The sequence below is a fragment of the Bernardetia sp. ABR2-2B genome, assembly GCF_037126435.1.
Lineage (GTDB): Bacteria > Bacteroidota > Bacteroidia > Cytophagales > Bernardetiaceae > Bernardetia.
Genome location: NZ_CP147020.1, coordinates 586,270 through 604,805, shown reverse-complemented (window position 1 = coordinate 604,805; position 18,536 = coordinate 586,270). Strand labels below are relative to the sequence as shown.

Here is an 18,536-nt window from a genome sequence, read left to right as displayed (position 1 = left end):
AGCTGAATGGTTCTGAAAGTATCTTTTTTTATAACAGATTTTCCAAAAGTGCATTTGTGTGATGTTAAAGAACACCTTATAAGTGCTTTTTGAGAAGGTTCTTAAAAGTGAAGTTTTTATTATAAAAACTTACTTCAATTCTTTAGCAGCTTGACTAATACAAGTCGTCCATTTTTTGCGTGGACTTTTATCTTGAATTTTTCTAGCTCTTGCTGTAATTTGTTTGAGTTTATTATAGCCTTTGCGTTGTCCTGCCGAAAGTCCAGATAATCCAGTTGATTTTTTTGGCGTACTTGTGAAATAATCAATTGCTTTGTGAACTCCGAAACCTGCTGCACCTCCTAATAAAACTGTCTTGGCTACATTTCCCCAGTTTACTTTATTTGGCTCTGCTACTTGTCCACCACTAAGTCCATTCATTCCAGTTTTAACACATTGGCATTGAGGTATGACTTCTTGGTTTTGACTTTGTGTAGTTACATTCAAATCCACGCCAGTAACTTGTGCAATAATTCGCTGTGCTTCTGTACTAAGTTCAATTTTATTTCTAAGAATATGAACCATTATTTTAGAGAATGTAGCAATTAAAGATGGTGTCTTTTGAACCAATACTCTAACAATTATCTTTGCACGTCCTTCAAAATTTCTATACGGACGACTTCGCCAAATTGCAGTATGATTATTCATAATCTGTCTGTATTGTGGCTTCCAATACATTTTGAAAAAATCTGTATCAGCTTGTCCATATTTAGCATACTCAAAACCGTTATCTAATCCATCGTTATATGCTTCTTGCCAAATGAAAGGATTTGTATTTCTTCCAATTACTTTTTTGAAAGTAGAAGGTAAAAACCCTTTTTTTATTCCTGTGTGAATTAGAATATTTAAAAAGTTATTATTGCGTTGAGTGGCTGCTCTGCTTCCTAGTGCCATAAAGTCTTTATTTGTAGTGTGAGTAAATAACTGAACTAGCTGCTAATAGACTAGCTCCATAAGTCAGTCTTCGGTGGAGGGTTCTGCGTTGCATTCGTTCGTCAATCAATCCATAAGTAAACTTATTACCATATTGACTTTCGTGATATTCTGCTAAATCTATTAGTTCATTGAAATTATTAGCATTGTCTAATACTTGACAACCTGCGCTGTACTTATCAATGTTGAGTGTTGTTCCGTAAGCTCTAGCTCTGTGAATATTAATTCCAAATAATCCTTCATAGATTCTACCGTTTAAAAAATCAAGTTTTGCATTACGGTTATAGTCCCTACGGATTTTAACAGGACGGACTTGCACCAATGCACGGTACTGTCCTCTATGATAACCTAGAGCATACGCATCTACATACTGACCTGCCATTAACATGGCTGTTCCTTTTTCCATCATTGGATTCTCTAGCCAATATGTTCCTGTATCAGTTGTGCAACTCCATTTTAGCGTAATCCACTTATTACGATTATCCTTAAAAAAACAAACAAAAGTATCATCAAATTTATTTGCTTTCACACTATTTGAGCGAAAACCAACAAGGTTTAATTGATATGGACGTTCGTAAACTATCCAGTTTGCTTTTTTAAGATAATTAGCAAGTTGCATAATGCTAGTGTTTTATCAAGTCCTTTGTAATAGCAATGAGCAGAGCATTGTCTTTGGCTTGGATAAGTGTTTTTCCGTTGTTTTCTTTGATAGCTCTACCTAAAATGATGTTCTTTTCTACAATGATATTTCCTTTGTTTTCGTCTGCTATTGTGGTAGGTCTTACTGTACGAACTAAATATTGTACTCCAGACAAACTAGAATCGCTAAGTATTTCACGGATAGCAGTAACATTGTGCGTTTTAAAGGAAACTTTACCTCCATCAGTCGTATAGGCAAAATCTTTTTTAAGACCTTTTGGACTGTATTTTCTATACTCCAAATCAATCTGTTTGATTTGAGAAGAAGTTTTGTCTTTTAGCTTTTCTAAAATAAGAGCATAATCTGTTGTAAAACTTCTTAGTTCTTTTGATATAAATGCAGCAATTGCAGCAAAATCTTTAGAAGTAGAAATTTTAATAACTGAACCTTTACTTTTAAGGGAACTAAGTTGTGCCATCGTAACAGGCGATTTCAAGCCAGCTTTAGAAACGGCTGCGCTTGTCATCTTTCCCCAAATACCGTCAGCACTAGAAACCATTTTACCTGTACGGCTCTTTTGCATCGCTGAAAGATGTCCAGATGCAATCAAAGCTATTTGTAGTTGTTTTATTTGGCTCTTTGAACTGCGTGGCGTGATACCACTACCAGTATAAGAACCTCCACTATACTTGATAGGAGAACCTCCTTTATAGGGTGGGACTTGACTATTTCCAGTAGCTTTATTTTTTCCTAATAGTTTGGAGATTTTACCAGTTTCTTTATCGTAAACGTAACCACCTACACCAAGCGCAATAGCACCACCTGCAAGCATTAATCCGTGTTCTGTTTTCATAGTTTCTTTCTAGTTTGGAATTTCTTGAATGAGCTTTATGACTATTTTGTAGTCGTCAGAACCTACCATTTTGAGGTCTTCCATCAATGTTCTGCCTACCATTCGTTGATATGATTTATTTACCTTGGAAAAGAAATCATTGTTAGGCATTGCACGAAGTAATCTATATATTTCTTCTTCGTCAGCTGTAAAATCATAAAATTCCGTAGGCAACGAATTTTCAAATTGGATAGCATAAAACTCTGGTTTTTCTGCATCGGTGGCGTTGGAGTAATTCGTATTCTTTTGTGAGGTACGAACGTAATTCTTGACCAAAAAGGCAGTTCCAAACGGTACACCAATCGCAACCGAAACACCTAAAACGGTAGGAAGTACATCAGCAAATTTTTTGGCAAGTAGTGGGTTCATAATCAGTTATCTGATTTTTTAATGAGTTCTTTGAGTAGATAATTTTGTTCTTCTACATTTTTAAGACGTAGCTCTAATCTTTCTATATCCTGCTTAGTAGCGTAGTTTTGTTTTTTCTTCTGAAGAAGCTGCAAAACGACTGCTGCAATGCTAGGAATCAGTTTTTTGAGGAGTTGTAGTTTCATTTTTTTGTCCTTTTAAAAGTCTAAATTCTACTTTCACTTCTCTGAACTCTACCTTGACTTCTCTAACTTCCTCCAGTATTTGTTGATAGACAGCTTCACGTTGCAACTCTTTTTCCTCATTTTTATCAGCGAGTTCTTTAGCTTCTTGTTCGGCTTTGTTTTTAGCTTCTTTTAGGTCGGCTACATCTCTTTTCATATCTCTGAAAGCGAGAAACTGTCGAAACATAAAGCCAGTTAAAGTAAAAAGACCAGAGGTTTGCCCAAAATCTAAGAGTGCGCCGAGTGTTACCGTTTTTATTTGTAAAATTTCCAGTATCATTATCAAAAAGTAGTAAGAGTAAGTAAATGAGTAATATCATTCGGATTAGCTGTTTGGATTACTTTAAAGCCAGTTTTTTCAACATCTTGAATTGTCTGCTTTCTTTGATAATGTGGTCAGATACTTTCAAAAGACCTTCATTATTTCCTTTGAATTTTTTTAGGATTTTATGAAAAGCATTCATTATTTGCTGTGCTTCTTTGTCGTCTTTTGCTTCAAATTCGGCATCAAATTGTTCAAAATTATAAGTCGGCATTTTCGTTAGGGGTTAAGGTTTCTAATTCTAGTAAAAGTGATTTGTCTTGAGATGCATGATGCAGAAAATTAAAAATTGTTTCTAACTCAATTATCTCAAAATTGTCTTTAAGGTCTTGTACTAAACCTAATAGTTTGTCATCATTAGGATTAGTATTTTTGGGTTTGAATTTTACTTCAGATGAGCCAGCTTCGTTATTTTGGATAGGAGGCGTTTGTTCTTGTCTATCTACTGTCCCTAATGCTCCCAACATTGGATAACTTTGTGCTAATTTAGAAGTAGAAAGAGTTTGCGCTAATGCAGGTGCAACAGTTTCTATCATACCAGATAAACTGTTTTGCCTATCTTTTATATCTTGTATTTGCTGTTTTGCATCTGTTTCTATCTCTCGTATCTGTTCTTTTGTTTCCTGCTTGATACGCTTGTTTTCAGCTTCTAAGGCTACTTTTTCTTTCTTTAAGTCTTCAATTAATCTATCCTTTTCCCATTCAGCTTTTAATTTATTTGTATCTACCTTTGGTTTTGCATCGTAGGCATTTAGAGCTTCTATTTGTGGTGTCCCATTAAGTCCATTTTGTAGCATAATCAAAACAGTACGGTCATAATTACGGCTAGCTCCTTTGAAAATTCGTATCGTTACAAACTTTGTGGTAGGCAAAATAAAATCTACCAAATCGTAATATCTATTCGTATCATCAGTACGTGAAATAACTGTTGTTCCATCAATTTCAACATCATAATCTCTATTAGATTGTTGTATGATACGTAGAAGAATATCTACTTCTTTATCAGAGTAAGTTTTGTTTATTGTTGTGCTACTTGCCATAATTAAAATCTATTTGGAGGGGGTGGGTGTTATTTTTTCTTCAGTTGTTTCTACTTTTTTCTCCTCAGCTTTTTTTCTTGTCTTTGGATAAATCCAAAACTTGCCAAAATTGAAGACTTTGTCTTGAGTATAAAATATTTTCTATTTCTATTGCTCCAGAATGTTCTAATACTGTTTCATTGGTTTCTTTACCAAATCGTCCATAAAAACCCTTATCGCTTTGTAGAATAATCCCAAAATCTGTATTGTCGTTATCAATAATCCAAAATTCGCCATAATGAGTGTTTATTTCTTTCTCCTCTTCTGGCTCAAAGTTTAGAATTTTGATGCGAACAGCATAGTCTTTTAGACCTAGTTCTTTTATGCGAAATTTGATATAATCTGGAATCATTCGTATCGTAATATTAGAGTTACTTTATATTTGGGGTCTGGACAGAATTTTGGAATAGAACCAAAACCATTGCTAAAGCCACTATTAAAAGCATCTTGGCAATAATATTTTTTATTGAGCAAATCCGTAGCAACTACTTCTATCATATCGCCAGCATTTACTGGTAGATAGATATTTTCTAGTTCTTCTTTCTTTCGTATTATTCCACTTGGCAAAGGAACATTAATACGTAGGAAAGCAGACATTTCTGTATTTAAACAGACTGAAAGCGTTGCAATAGCTTTTAAATCAACTTTATAGTAATCATTTGTTTCGTTACAAATTGCAGATACACCTGTGATTTTTGTTGCATCTGTCGGAATACGAAAAGAATCTTTAACTACTTTATTTAAGTCCATTTGTAATTTATGGACAAGGTATTTAGACTTCATATCTTACAATTATTGTAACAGAATAAGGAACAAGCGCAGGAGAAGAAGGAGCAGGTTGGTCTTGAAAACGAATCTTCAAATTAAACGCTGTCAAAACCTCATCTAAGGTGTGCATTCTCTGGTCTGCTGGTACTTCTCTACCAAATTGTAAAAAACGAGCAGGAAATTCTTCTGGAAATAATTCTCTGTTTGATAATTCAATACGACAAGAACCTCTTGTTGCAAGTAATACTTCATCTGGAGAATCCAAACGAATACCTGTTACTTTTTTTGCTTCAGAAGGTAGTTCAAACTTTTTATCTATAATAGTAGTGCTATTTATATTAAAAGTGTACTGCTTATAAGATACCTTAGTAATTGTAATATTCATTTTTCAGAAAGTCAATTTTTTTTAAATGAAAATTAAAGTGGATTAATAAAAAAAGGCACGACACACACAATTACTTGTGGTGTGTGCCTTTTAACCCATCGCTCCGAATTTTCGTCTTTAATGTGTTTTAGTTTCTACTATCTAGGGATAGCACGAGTGCCAATTAAGATGGCACAAACATATGTGTTTGCTGTAACTCCTGTCATTGTTGGCATAGTGAGTTCAAGCTCAATTTCGCCTTCATCTTTGATAAGACGAGGGTTTTCAAGCTGATGAAAAGACACTTGTGTGTTTGCATCATTCAGAAAAACATAACAAGGAAGTTCTGACACGATTTCTTTCTTATGTGCTTTTGCCGTAATTACTGCTAGTGCATCTCCTTTGATACCTTTCCAAGCTCCGAAAACGGCTTGTTTAATTTCGTCTGGTGTTGGCGTACTACCTGCTGCTGTAATTTCTGCACGAAGTAATACAACGCCAGTAGCTACCATTGCTTCGCCTTTTGGTAAGCGAGAACCATCAAGATTAGTAATACCAAAATCTTTCTGGTCAGCTGAATTAAAGAATTTTGTTACTTTTTCTAACTTTTTTACAGAATAGATACCTTCATCTACAAGACGAGCATCGTTATTCGTGATTTTACGAGCTAGATTTGTATCAAACTCTTTACTCTCCATATACTGCATAAATGCAATACGAGATGAGTTAGTTTCTGCATACTCTTGTGCTTTGCGAGTAGCGATACGCATAGGGTTTTTAGCTCTGCGTCCAGCTTTACGTGCTTTCATAGCTGCACGCCCTTCAAGTCCCATTAATTCGTCCATACGTTTAGTTTGTTTGGGTTGCTTCTTGGAGGGAAGCAACAAAGTGAAATAAAATAAGTAAGTGGTATAGTTGTCTTTTATAGAAGTCTAAAAGATGTCATTTTCATCGTGTGTACCTTCTAAATACATATCATCATCATCGTCAAAGCCTTCAATGCCTTCTTCATGATTGTCATAGGCAGCTTCGTCAAAGTCTTCATCATCTTCGTCTTCTCCATCATAATCGTCATCGTCAAAGCCTTCTAAGTCATCATCATCATCATCGTCGTCATCGTCATCGTCATCAATTCCTAAGAGACCTTCTAATGCACCCACACCATCAGCAACTTCATCTAAGAAGTCATCATCATGTCCATTCAGACCTGCCATTGATGCACCATTAATAATACCTGCTAATCCTTCAATAACTTCCATTGCTTCCTCATCAAAACTACCTTCTTCTAAAAGGTCTGGATTAGTATGTACGGTGTCTCTAATTGCCTCTAAATTACCTTTCAGACCTTGTAATACATCAGAGAGGACAATGCCATCTTCTTCGTCTTCGCCTTCTAAGTAGGCATCAAAGTCATCTAGGTTATCAGCTAGACCTTCCATGTGTTGCGCTAATTGGCTCATTTCGTGTTGGGGGAGTTGATACACATCTGAATCATCATCAGAAATGTAGTGTGAATATGAATTAATTTCTGGTGCTTCGCCTAAATAAGCTGCGTGTTTAACTTCTGAAGCATATCCTTTAAGTCGTTCTAAGGCTGCTTTAGGGTCAAAGGCATCTTTTATTCCTTCTATACCATCTATTCCGTTTACAGATTTAGGTGTCGTAACATTTGCAGCCATTCCTGCACCTAGAGTAGTTATATAGTCTTGTTCAAAATACTTTCCTGCAAAGAGGATAGGAAGAGATGCTAATAATGAGGGTTTCCCAATGGTTGCACCAAATGCACCTCCTGCTACGGAACAGACTGCGTGAGCTACTGCTTGTACGGCTGATGCTTTTACATTTTTTTCTGTTTTTTCCGTAAAAAGTTTTTGAATTTCGTTTTTAGATTTTTTGCTCATAGCTTTTTTAAAATAAATAATCCTAAAAAGAGGTGCGTGGGTGTGCAAAACCGTTGTTAGTGGGGGACTGACAACGGTCAGTTTAGGTTATTGGAATCCTGCAAAAGATGCTGTTCCGTTTAAAGACTTTTTACCTTTTTTACCTCTACTACGTGGCTTATAAGGTTGAAAGGAAGTTGGTTTCTTAGGGCGTGTGAGGAAATATACTGTTCCACCAATAATGACTGTTGTACCAATCGCTACTCCTGTGGCTGCTTTAGGATTTTCCTTTGCCCACTCAATACCTTTTTGAAAGATATTAGGCTCTTTTGGCTCTTCGCCATCAAACTCATCTAGTTCGTCAAATTTAGCATCGGCAAAGTCATCTCCTTCATCTAAAAGTCCATCTTCATCATCTATGATGGCTGCAAAGTCATCTTTGAGCATTGGTAGATTTTTAGTAAGGTTTTTTGTTGCAGCTTCTACCTCTTTTGATGATTGTTGCATATCAAAATCTAAATCGTCATCAATGCCTTTTTCAATTTCTGAAGTATCAAAGAAAATATCATTTTCCTTTTCTTCTGAAGTTGAAGTATCATTTTTTTGCGTAGTAACTTCTGGACTATCAGCTCCCCAGTCTCCTTCACTATTCCACGTTTCTCCATCATCTTCAAACCAGTTTTTTCCTGCTCCTCCTTTTGAGGTTGTGTTAGTAGAATCAGTGTCAAAATCATCTAAGTTGAAATCATCTGTTACGATGTCATTTTGATGGTCTATTTTGATAGGATTGATTTTGTCCCTTGTAACAACAGGTGTTTGTTTTTTCGTATTTTTTACCTGTCTCTTCGCATCTCTCTTGATACGTTTAGTGTTTCTACGTTTTTTACGTCTGTTTTTCCAACGTTGTAAGAAGTTAGTTTTACCATTTTTAGCTTTATCAGCTCTCTTTTTCTTACGCCTTACTTTACGTTTCTTCTTTCTCTCCTTTATCTTGTTTTTAAGCTTAGAGAAGATACCACCACGTTTTTTCTTGCCTTTATTCTTCCTGCGAAGTCGGTTAAAAATACCACCACGCTTCTTCTTCTTTCTGCCTCTTTTCTTTCTGCGAAAACGTTTAAACAGTCCTCTTTTTTTACCTTTTGTAGCTGTTGAATCTGTATTTTTTTTATACTCGTTATATATTTTTTTGAAAGTATAATCCTTCAAGATTGATTCCCATATTTTACGAGTTTGAGTAGAAGTAGAAATGCGTTGTAGTTCTGCTTTATAACTCTTGTCTCTTTTAGCTCTTGCCAAAAACTGTTTAAAAACAGCTTGACGTGTTTTATCTTTTAGTACCGAACGATTCGTTTTATAGGCTGTAATAAGGTCATTGAGAGACTTTTTTGTAAGACCTATTCTAGCACTCCTAGCTGTTCGCTTGGCTGCTTTTTTCTTTTTTCGCTTACTACGACGTGCCTTACGTTTCTTTCTGAATCGGTTGAGTAAACCACCTCTTTTTTTCTTCTTTTTTCTTTTGGCTCGTCTTTTCTTGCGTCTTCGTCTTTTTCTACGACCCAAATCGCCTAAATCTTCCTCAACTGTGGTTGTTCCGTAATCATCAATAACATCGTCATCTATCCCAGAAAGCATTAGTGTACTCATCTTATGGTCTTGTTTATCAGTAAATTCTACTTCATAGTCGTCATCATCAACAACTGGGTCAATGATATTGTAGCCTTTTGGCTTGTTGGTACGAACTACTTTTTCATATTCCTCTCCTGTTTCTTCATCTAGGAAAGTTTTGAGTTCTTTGCGATTGGGGGCGTTTTGATTATAAACGATAATGTAAACGTGTTGCCAGTCTAAAGAGTATTTGGTTATTCGAAAGGCAAAAGGAATTTTCAAGCTATATAGAATTGCTCCTATAAGTGTGCTGTAACAATCACAATCTCCCTTACGGTCTGCCCAAATTCTAGCAGGTGTTCGTATTTCTTCAATCCCTGTTTTGTCCTTTACATATTGAATATGATTGTAAACAAAATGAAAGATGTTTGAACACGTCTCTGTTATCGTTTGTCCTTTGAGGACTTGTGCTAATTTGGTAACGTCCGTGTGGGTAGCACGAACGATGTTTTTCATTGATTTAACGGTAAATCCTACTTCAATTAAATCTGAAAGTTTTGTGTTTTGAAAATTGGGTTTCGGAATCAGATGGTCGTATCGTTTGCCAGATTTAAGCTGACGTTTTCCGTTTGCTATCATATCCGAAATGGTAACTTAAAACTTTGAAATTGTCGCCTTTATAAATGCGTTCCTCTGGAATGCCTATGCGACGATTTTGTGTGTGTAAATCTGTGTATTCTATCTTTCTTGCCCATTCAATGACATTAAAGCAAGGGCAATATTTTAAAGCTACTTGATTATGTCCTAGAACTTTAGCATTTGGATATTTCCATAGATACCATTCTAAAACACGAATAAGCTCCAACTCTTGAATTTCTGTACGATTATCTGTTGGCTCTCCATTTTTATCAATACCACCTTCCCAACAAATATGTATTGCGTTGCGATTACTGATAAAAATATCTTTAGCTCTAAAGGCTTTTACACCGTTAGATTGTTTACCATGAGGCACAAGTCTTTTTACTAAGCCTGTTTCTTCAATAAAAACGTGATAGCCTGCTACACTCCAATTCAAAATGTTGAGAAAGAAATGAAGTAGCCATTGCCATGTATATTTTTGTGGACTTGCAGAGGTATGAATTACAATATATTCTACCTTAGAATCTGGTAAAGGTCTATACTTGCGTAGTAGCATAATCTTACTTTTGTTTAGGTTTGATAATTGTAAATTCGTCTAGTTTGGAGTAGGGAATACGCTCGTTTACACGAAGCTCGGTATGAATGAACACCTTTTGTTCTCTACTACCTGTTTGAAGAGCATTTTTGAGGATAGAAAAAATAGACCTTGCTAGAGCAAGTAAAATATCTTCTATCGTTCCAATGCGAATGCGAAACTTGGTTTCTTCATTCCCTTTGATAGTGTGCTGACGGTTTTCTATCGTGGTGGAAATAAGTGGCTCATTACGTGCCATGTCTTCCTGTGATTTGAAAACACGTACAAAAGGGTGCGAGACCGTGAGGCTCGTAGAAGTGGGGTTCTGAACTCTAACTTCTACATAGACTGTCCCTCGTGATACCGTAGGTTTGGTATGAAGAACGATTTTGTCTCCTGCTCTTTTGAGGTTGCTAACTTTTACGGCTGCAAAGACAAGTCCTGCTCCTGCAATAGCTGTTATGCCAATTGTTTTATTCGTCATAATATCCCCCTTCCTCTTCATATTCTTCTTGGTAGCCATAGTCGTCATACTGTTCTTCTGGATACATATCTTGTTCAGTTCTGACACCAGCTTTACTAAGCATTTTGAGTAGGGCAACTAAAACAGGTGTTGCTGCTGCAATGACCGTAGCTGCTGCTACTTCGCCTAGCTCTTCATTAGCAATATTAGGAACGAATATATCGTCGGAGGAGAACCCAGAGAGTGGTACTTTTCTGTCCCTGTTGCCACGACCTTTGAGGATTGCTTTCTTTAGGTTTCGTGTTCGTCCACCGAGCTTTTTGAACTTGCGTTCAAGTTTGGAAAGCGCACGCTTGATTTTTTGGTGTTTGGTCATATCTACCCCTAAACGTTTCGCTTGGGTAGATGTCAGATACCCATATCGCAACCTAGAACTCATCTTTTTGAGGTCTAATTTGGCTGCTGCCAAAATACCATTTCGTATAGCTATTGTCGCAGGATTAAAACGTTTGAAACCTCGCCATACTCGCTTGAAAAAACCACCTTTTTTACGTCTTCTTGTACGACGTTTTGACCTACGGGTCTTGCGTTTGGTTTTTCGTGCTTTCTTTCGTGCCTTACGTCTTCGTCTTCTAGTGCTACGACTACTACGTTTTTTACGTTTTCTACGTCTGCGTCTTCTTCCGTTTAGTTCGTGTGGCTCATCGGTAGGAGTATCGTCATCAAAATAATCGTTCCTAATCATTACTAAATTCTTTCATGTGTTCTACGGGTTCGGAGGGTGTGGGTAGAAATGAAAGTCTTATCCAAAGCCTTTAAAGGCTGTTTTTTTGAAGGCTAGTTGCTTTTTTTTGCAAAAAGACGACTACCTAAATTGAATAGAGCTACTCCAGAAAGAGCATAATCAATACAAGCACCAACAAACTCTTCTACAAGCATATTAGCCAACTTGAATTGTTGTATAAAAGCATTTACTACGGCTTGTATTTCTGCTTTATACAAATCCTTAATTTGAGGAATCGTTTTTTCTCTGAAACCATTGACAGATGAACCAAAAGGAACGAGAGCAACAGCTATTTTGATTCCTTCGGAAAAGTCAATAGTGCCATCTTTCAAAACATCGCCAAGTGTAGTAGCAAATGCACCTAAGTTTCTAAAAAAGGCTTGTACTTCTAGTGTACCTAAATTACCTGTATATAGTGGCTTGTTCATAGTCGTATGATATATTAAAATATTTCAAAATTGATTGATAAAAATGATATGAGAATCAAAAAAAACTCTATCACTATCTTTTAATGATAGAGTTTTTTAAATGTGTTCTATTGTTCTATGTTTACTACTAACTCATACTTATTCGTAAAGGAAAAAGTATGTTCCTTGTGGGTATTACATTAGCTTTATGGCTTGTCCTATCTTTTACAGATACTTTTGAGTAAGACCGTTGTACCAATGGTAAAAAAGGAGTAGTAAGAAAATTAGAATCTGACCTATATATATCTAATTGCCTTGTTGGTGCAACAAAGTAATCATCAGATAAAATGTAGGGATTACAACTAGGTTCTTGCTTTTTGGAAATAACAATAACAGGCATTGTTGATGTTGTTGCTAAAACTTTAGCAGCATCAACGGCAGCTTGATGTTCTCCAATAACAATAGTTGTAGTTGTTTGGTCAGAAGGTTCTTCACTTTCTGCAAAGGCATTTATCAAAATACCAAAAGCAAAAAGAAGCATGACACAAAGAAATTGAAAAATTCTCATCGTTGTAAAAAGAGTTAAGTGAATAATGAATTAAATCGTTTTTTGCGCTTAATCTATACTACAAACTTACGGTAGTAGCAAACCTCACTTCCCACGAATAGACACGAATAGAGAAATATTCCTAAAAACTCCTACACATTCCCACTCACTCCCACAAATTTCCACTACTTTTTATAGGCTAAACCTTTGATTATTCGTAACTTGCAACTATAAATAATACAAATACTTCTACACTACTTTTACTTTACTTACCACAAACCTCTTTCAATTATGAATAGTGCTGCTGCTGCAAACCAACCCATCGCATCGCACACTAAGTGTCCTCACAAAAATTTTAGAAGAATGAATTTAGAGGGAACACTTCCTGTAAACCGACCAATGACTAAAGGAGAATTAAAATCTTTTTACAATGTTTCCTATAAGACTTTTAAAAAATGGTTAGAGCCAATACTTGATAAGCTAGACTATCAGAATAAGAAGACTTTTTTTGCCAGAGATTTGAGGATTATTAGAGAGCATCTGGACGGTGTGCCAATTGAGTATTGATTAATTCATTTAAAAGCTATCATTTTTAGATAGCTTTTATTTTTTCATTAAAACTCTATTTAAAAAAAAATGAAAACAAAAAAACTAACTTTTGAAGAGCAAGTCATTGCATTGCAACCAAAACTAGAAAGATATTGCTTGAAATTCACAAAAGATAAGAATAAAGCAGAGGATATTTTACAGGAAGTTTTTTATAAAGCCTTTAAGTATAAAAAGAACTTCAAGGTAGGAACAAACCTGTCAGCTTGGCTTCATAGAATCGCTAGAAATACATTTCTTGATAGTAAAAGAGCTAATAAGACACAAAGAAACACATCTTATGTTGAAGCCATAGATGAGTATTTACTTAGAAATACTGCTAAAAACAAAGCTATTGAACAAATAAGTTTAGAAGTTATATGGAATGTTATTGAGCAGGTGCAAGAGTCGCATAAAACACCTTTTATCATGGTATTTCGTGGATACACCTGCAAAGAAATTGCTGATATACTACATATTCCTGTTGGAACAGTTAAAAATAGAGTTTTTAAAGCTAGAGAAGCTATAAAAAAGCAATTAATTTCACTTGGATATAAGAAACAAATAGTTTTACTCTATCCTTCAATAGATGAAATATGGTTGAAACAAAACAACATTAAATGATAGTTGAAGTGTAGTTAAAAAAATAAATAAAGCCTTTCAAGGTGAATTTGAAAGGCTTTTTTGTGGTATTGATTTAGGTACTTTCTAGTACTGAAGGAGTTTCCTCTTAGTACAAACTAATCACAAGAAGAAGGAACATTACAGTCTATTTTAGAACAACTTTTCCAAGTAGTGCTAATTGAAGCTGCATTACAATACAATGAAAAACCTACAAGTTTTTCTACTGGATACTTTGTACAAAAACATGTCCAACACCATTTGCTACTTCCTCCTGTCCAACGGTAATAAGTACCCTCTGTTCTTTCATTACTATTATCATCTTCTGATATAGAATTAATCCACAAATTTTCAGTTTCTTTAAATTTGTTTGTAACTAATAATGCTAGTTCTAAATTAAGGTCATTTCTCTGACCAACAGATGCAATTTCTTCATCTGTTAAACTACCATCAGCTCGTAATTGATACAATTTTTTAGCATAATTTTGAGCTGTAAGATTATCTAATCCTCCAGCTTCAACTAAAGATTCGATTGTATAATTAGGAATAGTAGGACTAACTTCATTTTGTTTTTGACATGAAGTAAAAAATAATGCGATTGCGAACACACAAAATAACAGATTTAATTTTAACATAGTTGTGATAGGATTGAATAAAAAATTGTGAAAATAAATTAATTAGCTTACTAAAGCCTTTATTAATTGCACAATTATAATAAATAATTGTATCCAATACAACTAATTAGAAAAAAAACTTAGACTATTAATATAAAATTAATACTATAAATTATGATTGATATTCACTCAATGGATTGCCTAGCATTAATATTAACAATTTGAACTTAATAAAACAGTCTTTATATAATTAAAAAATTAGCAGGTCTTAATTAAAAATTATTAGAGAACTTTTGGACGGTGTCCTACTTGAATATTAAGCATAAAAAAACGCCTATTCTTTTTTTGAGAATAGGCATTTTTAAGTTAAAATGTTACTTTTTCTAATAATGCTTTTATTTCCCTTTTTCTCTCGTGATATGCCTGTATTGCATCGTTAATTGAATTTCGTGTAGTTTCTTCTTGTATTAATATATATCTTAAATTTGCCATTGCTTCACTAGTATGTTGTAATATTACCTTTAGGTCATTAATTGATGTTAAATTATGTACTAATAGCATATAAAAAATATTTAAGTCCTCATAACCTACTTTAATATGTACCACCTTTAACATTAAAGAGTTAAAGTTAGTTTTTACATCTTGTAAGTTAGGGTCATGAGGACTAACAGGATACAAATCCAAATGATATTTTATGACATATATATTTTTTAAGAAAAGTTTATACTCTTCTTCTGTATATTTAATATGATTCTCCTGTATTTTTAAAACACTTTCATACAGAGTAGATAATGAATCTATATATCCAAATATTTGATTTGTCAATACAAGAGCATCTTTTTTCTCTTTAGCATGAGATTTTAGATAAGTATGAAGATTTCCATGAGTTAGTTCTTTAAAAATATTGGCTTTTAATTTTACCTCTAACCTTCTATCCGTAAAACGACTTTTAAGATACTTTTTCAATGAAACTATTTGTTTATCAATACTATTAGGCAGTATTTTTAAACTATGTAATTCTTTTTCTATGCCCTTTTTAATTTTTCTTTCATCATACAAATCTTTAAGATAGATAACTACAACTGGCATAATAATTATAACAATTGTCTTAAACCACTCAAATGCAGATGTGTTATTTGTGCTTTTAGTAGTAATTTTAACATTGCTAATTGGAGATTTTGATAACTGTATTTTTTGATTTGTAGAGTCAATAACAAATGTATAGGAGTCTGATGATTCTATTTCTTTATCTTTATCTGAAAAAAGATTACATCCAGTTATTAAAAGCAAGGCTATTATTAGTAATATCTTATTTAGCATATATTTATTTTTTTATGATGGTGAGATGATTAATTTACAACTTATTTCTCATAAGTATCAACAAAATCATTGATTCTATCCATAATTCGTTCGCCAATGGTTTTGCGCTCTTTCAGTCCTACAACTCCGTTTACTGCTCCGATAATATCATTGCGTTGAGGAGTTTTACCCATAAATAAGTAATTAGTGATTAGAGTTTCTAATTTTACAGGGTCAAGATTCTCTTCTTGAGCTAGTAAATCAAATGTTTTCTTTTTCTCTTCACTAATGAACAAATCAAATCTTTCTTCTATGTCCTCACTATCTTGAATCATTGGTAGATGTTGGCTCATAAACTTCTCAATTAGAGTACGTTTGCTACGTAACTCAACCTCGCTTGAAAGAGTGTCCAAAATGGCTTTTTCTTTCTTAGCTCTTTCTTTTGGTGTTTTGGTATCTTTAAGCTCTCCTAATAAACGTAAAATGTAAGCTACATTTATCTCGTCCCTGTGCATTAACTCAATTTCAAAATCTATATCGTCAAGGATAGATACTTTTTCTTTGTACGTGCTTGTTTTGACTTTATCGTACAAGTCTAAATATTTACTTTGGAAATCACTAAAAGTCTGCTCTTCCATTTCTATATCTTCATACTTGAACTCTGTGAAGCTCTCTAGTACGTTTTTAACTCGCATTAGCTCCCTAAATGCTTTTACAAATTCCAGTTCGTCTTCTTCGGTTACTAAATCATCTACGCTTTCGTGAGTAGGCGTAATGTTGGTTAGTTTAGAATGAGCTTCATTGAACTTTTCGATATAATCCTCATACGGTTCTAATAAAATCTCTTCTTTTGCCTTTGGGTTAGAAAAAAGAGCAATAGCATCATCAGTAGCCTTTTTTAGATTACGGAAAACAACAATATTTCCTTGTGATTTGACTTCATCTAAAATACGATTTGTACGTGAGTAGGCTTGTATTAGTCCGTGATGTTTGAGGTTTTTATCTACATATAAAGTATTAAGACTTTTACTATCAAAACCAGTCAGAAACATACTGACAACTAGCAAAATATCTACTTGCTTATTCTTTACTCGTTTGGAAATATCGTTGTAATAGTTGTAAAAAGTCTGACTATCTTTTGTAGAATAGTTTGTACCAAACATTTGATTATAATGACCAATATAGGTATCTAATTTATCTCGTTCAGAAGTATAAGTATCATCGTCGTAGGCTTCAAAGTTTGCTTCGTCTTCCTCTTCAGAATCTACTTCATTATTTGCTCCATAAGAAAAAATAGTACCTATTCGCAAGTCGTGTTCTCCAGCTTCTTTCTTTTCTTGTAAAATATCATAATACTTAATGAGTGTCTTGATATTAGGAGTACAGAAAATAGCTGTAAACCTTTTTCCGTGGGTTTTTCGGTTGTGATTAGCGATGATATAATCAACTACATTCTCTAATCGTTGAGGAGCTTCCATCACTTCAGCTTTGTCAATGTCTTCTACATTTATGTCTTGAATATCCTCTTTTTTCTTGACGGTGTTAATGTATTCTACTGAAAACTTCAATACATTTTCATCACGGATTGCATTTGTGATGACGTATTTGTGCAAACATTCATCAAATAAATCTTTGGTAGTTCGTTTTCCTTGTGTATTTCTGACGGCATTATCTGCAAAAATTGGTGTTCCTGTGAAACCAAATAATTGAGAATTTGTAAAAAACTTTGTAATTCGTTTGTGAGTTTCTCCAAACTGACTACGGTGGCATTCGTCAAAAATAAAAACTATCTTTTTGTCTTGTAACGATTCTACTTGACTTAAATACCTTTTCTTACTGATTGCTGTATTTAGTTTTTGAATGGTCGTAACAATGAGAGGAGTATCATCTGTAAGCTGTTTTACTAATGTTTTTGTATCACTTGTTCCGTCAATACTTCCACTACTAAAACTATTAAATTCTTTGATAGTCTGATAATCTAAGTCTTTTCTATCTACTACAAAAAGTACCTTGTGAACCTTTGGTAGATGTGTCAGAATCTGACTTGCTTTATAAGAAGTTAGGGTTTTGCCTGACCCTGTTGTATGCCAAATATAACCGTTTTTATCGTTGTTTTTGACTTGATTAATGATAGCTTCTGTTGCATAATATTGATAAGGACGAAGTACCATCAACATTTTTTCAGTTTCATTCAAAACAACATATTTAGTTATCATTTTAGAGATATGACACGGCTCTAAAAACACCTCTGCAAAATCATTAAGATTTGATATTTTTTTGTTGTCTTTATCATTCCAATAAAAAGTCTGTTTGAACTCCTGTTTATTGACACGATTGTGAGCATAATACTTTGTATTCACTCCATTACTGATGATAAATAACTGGACATATTGAAACAAGCCATATCCTGCTGGAAAAGTCTTGGCTGTATAACGTATATTTTGTTTGAAGGCTTCTTTTAACTCTAAACCTCGTTTTTTGAGTTCAATACTCACTAATGGCAATCCATTAATGAGTAAAGTAACATCATAACGATTAGTACGTGTGCCTTTCATAGTAACTTGGCTAGTTACTTGAAATTCATTTTGACACCAATGTTCTAGGTTGAGTAATTCCAAATAATAGGTACTACCGTCATCTTTTTTGTACTGAACTTTATCACGCAACGTTTTAGCTTTCTCAAACGAATTTCCTTTTCTCAAATGATTCAAGATTTGAGCAAATTCCTTTTCAGATAAAGACAAATTATTATGCTTCTCTAACTGTTTTTTTAGATTAACAATAAGAGCAGCTTCGTCTTTTATTTTGACACGCTCATAACGCAATTCATTTTCTAACTGTGCTATGAGTTCGTTTTCAAGTAATGCTTCTGGTTGCGTAGTCATAAG

The 18,536-nt window shown here is 34.1% G+C and carries 24 protein-coding genes; 2 read left to right on the top strand and 22 right to left on the bottom strand.

Annotated features, from left to right (window positions below):
- Window positions 1–129: 129 nt before the first annotated feature.
- The 19 genes from WAF17_RS02530 to WAF17_RS02440 form a co-directional block, all read right to left on the bottom strand.
- Window positions 130–933, bottom strand: coding sequence for a hypothetical protein (locus WAF17_RS02530; RefSeq protein ID WP_338765845.1), 804 nt, complete (start codon window positions 931–933; stop codon window positions 130–132).
- A gap of 7 nt (window positions 934–940) precedes the next feature.
- Window positions 941–1,591, bottom strand: coding sequence for a hypothetical protein (locus WAF17_RS02525; protein WP_338765842.1), 651 nt, complete (start codon window positions 1,589–1,591; stop codon window positions 941–943).
- 4 nt (window positions 1,592–1,595) lie between these two features.
- A complete protein-coding gene (locus WAF17_RS02520; protein ID WP_338765840.1) occupies window positions 1,596–2,465 on the bottom strand; it encodes a hypothetical protein in 870 nt (289 codons plus the stop codon).
- 9 nt (window positions 2,466–2,474) lie between these two features.
- Complete coding sequence (locus WAF17_RS02515) at window positions 2,475–2,873, bottom strand: hypothetical protein (protein ID WP_338765837.1); 399 nt, start codon at window positions 2,871–2,873, stop codon at window positions 2,475–2,477.
- Window positions 2,874–2,875: 2 nt separating this feature from the next.
- Window positions 2,876–3,058: a hypothetical protein gene (locus WAF17_RS02510; RefSeq protein ID WP_338765834.1), complete on the bottom strand. Its 183-nt coding sequence runs from the start codon at window positions 3,056–3,058 to the stop codon at window positions 2,876–2,878.
- Window positions 3,024–3,377, bottom strand: coding sequence for a hypothetical protein (locus WAF17_RS02505; protein WP_338765831.1), 354 nt, complete (start codon window positions 3,375–3,377; stop codon window positions 3,024–3,026). The genes WAF17_RS02510 and WAF17_RS02505 overlap by 35 nt, the downstream gene beginning before the upstream one ends.
- Window positions 3,378–3,435: 58 nt before the next feature.
- On the bottom strand, window positions 3,436–3,633 hold the full coding sequence (locus WAF17_RS02500) for a hypothetical protein (protein WP_338765828.1): 198 nt from the start codon (window positions 3,631–3,633) through the stop codon (window positions 3,436–3,438).
- The gene (locus WAF17_RS02495) at window positions 3,620–4,459 is read right to left on the bottom strand and encodes a hypothetical protein (protein ID WP_338765827.1); all 840 of its coding nucleotides are present in this window, start codon (window positions 4,457–4,459) and stop codon (window positions 3,620–3,622) included. Before WAF17_RS02495 ends, WAF17_RS02500 begins: the two co-directional genes overlap by 14 nt.
- 64 nt (window positions 4,460–4,523) lie before the next feature.
- Window positions 4,524–4,850 (bottom strand): hypothetical protein, encoded by a 327-nt coding sequence (locus tag WAF17_RS02490; protein WP_338765826.1) that lies wholly within the window; start codon window positions 4,848–4,850, stop codon window positions 4,524–4,526.
- Window positions 4,847–5,281, bottom strand: a complete 435-nt coding sequence (locus tag WAF17_RS02485) for a hypothetical protein (protein WP_338765825.1) — start codon at window positions 5,279–5,281, stop codon at window positions 4,847–4,849. The genes WAF17_RS02490 and WAF17_RS02485 overlap by 4 nt, the downstream gene beginning before the upstream one ends.
- Entirely contained in the window at window positions 5,271–5,651 is a 381-nt protein-coding gene (locus WAF17_RS02480) for a hypothetical protein (RefSeq protein WP_338765823.1), read from the bottom strand. The genes WAF17_RS02485 and WAF17_RS02480 overlap by 11 nt, the downstream gene beginning before the upstream one ends.
- Window positions 5,652–5,788: 137 nt before the next feature.
- On the bottom strand, window positions 5,789–6,475 hold the full coding sequence (locus WAF17_RS02475; RefSeq protein ID WP_338765821.1) for a hypothetical protein: 687 nt from the start codon (window positions 6,473–6,475) through the stop codon (window positions 5,789–5,791).
- A gap of 87 nt (window positions 6,476–6,562) precedes the next feature.
- On the bottom strand, window positions 6,563–7,531 hold the full coding sequence (locus WAF17_RS02470; RefSeq protein WP_338765819.1) for a hypothetical protein: 969 nt from the start codon (window positions 7,529–7,531) through the stop codon (window positions 6,563–6,565).
- A gap of 87 nt (window positions 7,532–7,618) precedes the next feature.
- Window positions 7,619–9,754, bottom strand: a complete 2,136-nt coding sequence (locus tag WAF17_RS02465; RefSeq protein WP_338765817.1) for a transglutaminase-like domain-containing protein — start codon at window positions 9,752–9,754, stop codon at window positions 7,619–7,621.
- Window positions 9,726–10,310 (bottom strand): N-acetylmuramoyl-L-alanine amidase, encoded by a 585-nt coding sequence (locus WAF17_RS02460; protein WP_338765814.1) that lies wholly within the window; start codon window positions 10,308–10,310, stop codon window positions 9,726–9,728. Before WAF17_RS02460 ends, WAF17_RS02465 begins: the two co-directional genes overlap by 29 nt.
- A gap of 4 nt (window positions 10,311–10,314) precedes the next feature.
- Window positions 10,315–10,812, bottom strand: a complete 498-nt coding sequence (locus WAF17_RS02455) for a hypothetical protein (RefSeq protein ID WP_338765812.1) — start codon at window positions 10,810–10,812, stop codon at window positions 10,315–10,317.
- Window positions 10,802–11,536: a hypothetical protein gene (locus WAF17_RS02450; RefSeq protein WP_338765809.1), complete on the bottom strand. Its 735-nt coding sequence runs from the start codon at window positions 11,534–11,536 to the stop codon at window positions 10,802–10,804. The genes WAF17_RS02455 and WAF17_RS02450 overlap by 11 nt, the downstream gene beginning before the upstream one ends.
- Window positions 11,537–11,628: 92 nt before the next feature.
- Window positions 11,629–12,003, bottom strand: a complete 375-nt coding sequence (locus tag WAF17_RS02445; RefSeq protein WP_338765806.1) for a hypothetical protein — start codon at window positions 12,001–12,003, stop codon at window positions 11,629–11,631.
- A gap of 127 nt (window positions 12,004–12,130) precedes the next feature.
- A complete protein-coding gene (locus WAF17_RS02440) occupies window positions 12,131–12,550 on the bottom strand; it encodes a hypothetical protein (RefSeq protein ID WP_338765803.1) in 420 nt (139 codons plus the stop codon).
- A gap of 270 nt (window positions 12,551–12,820) precedes the next feature.
- Here WAF17_RS02440 and WAF17_RS02435 point away from each other — a divergent pair, with 270 nt between their 5' ends.
- The gene (locus WAF17_RS02435) at window positions 12,821–13,096 is read left to right on the top strand and encodes a hypothetical protein (RefSeq protein WP_338765801.1); all 276 of its coding nucleotides are present in this window, start codon (window positions 12,821–12,823) and stop codon (window positions 13,094–13,096) included.
- A gap of 69 nt (window positions 13,097–13,165) precedes the next feature.
- Window positions 13,166–13,738, top strand: a complete 573-nt coding sequence (locus tag WAF17_RS02430; RefSeq protein ID WP_338765799.1) for an RNA polymerase sigma factor — start codon at window positions 13,166–13,168, stop codon at window positions 13,736–13,738.
- Window positions 13,739–13,854: 116 nt separating this feature from the next.
- On the opposite strand, the gene WAF17_RS02425 is transcribed toward WAF17_RS02430, so the two are convergent.
- From WAF17_RS02425 to WAF17_RS02415, 3 genes are all read right to left on the bottom strand, one after another.
- Window positions 13,855–14,370, bottom strand: coding sequence for a hypothetical protein (locus WAF17_RS02425; protein ID WP_338765796.1), 516 nt, complete (start codon window positions 14,368–14,370; stop codon window positions 13,855–13,857).
- 345 nt (window positions 14,371–14,715) lie between these two features.
- Complete coding sequence (locus WAF17_RS02420) at window positions 14,716–15,669, bottom strand: hypothetical protein (protein ID WP_338765794.1); 954 nt, start codon at window positions 15,667–15,669, stop codon at window positions 14,716–14,718.
- A gap of 41 nt (window positions 15,670–15,710) precedes the next feature.
- Window positions 15,711–18,533, bottom strand: coding sequence for a type I restriction endonuclease subunit R (locus tag WAF17_RS02415; protein ID WP_338765792.1), 2,823 nt, complete (start codon window positions 18,531–18,533; stop codon window positions 15,711–15,713).
- Window positions 18,534–18,536 lie beyond the last annotated feature (3 nt).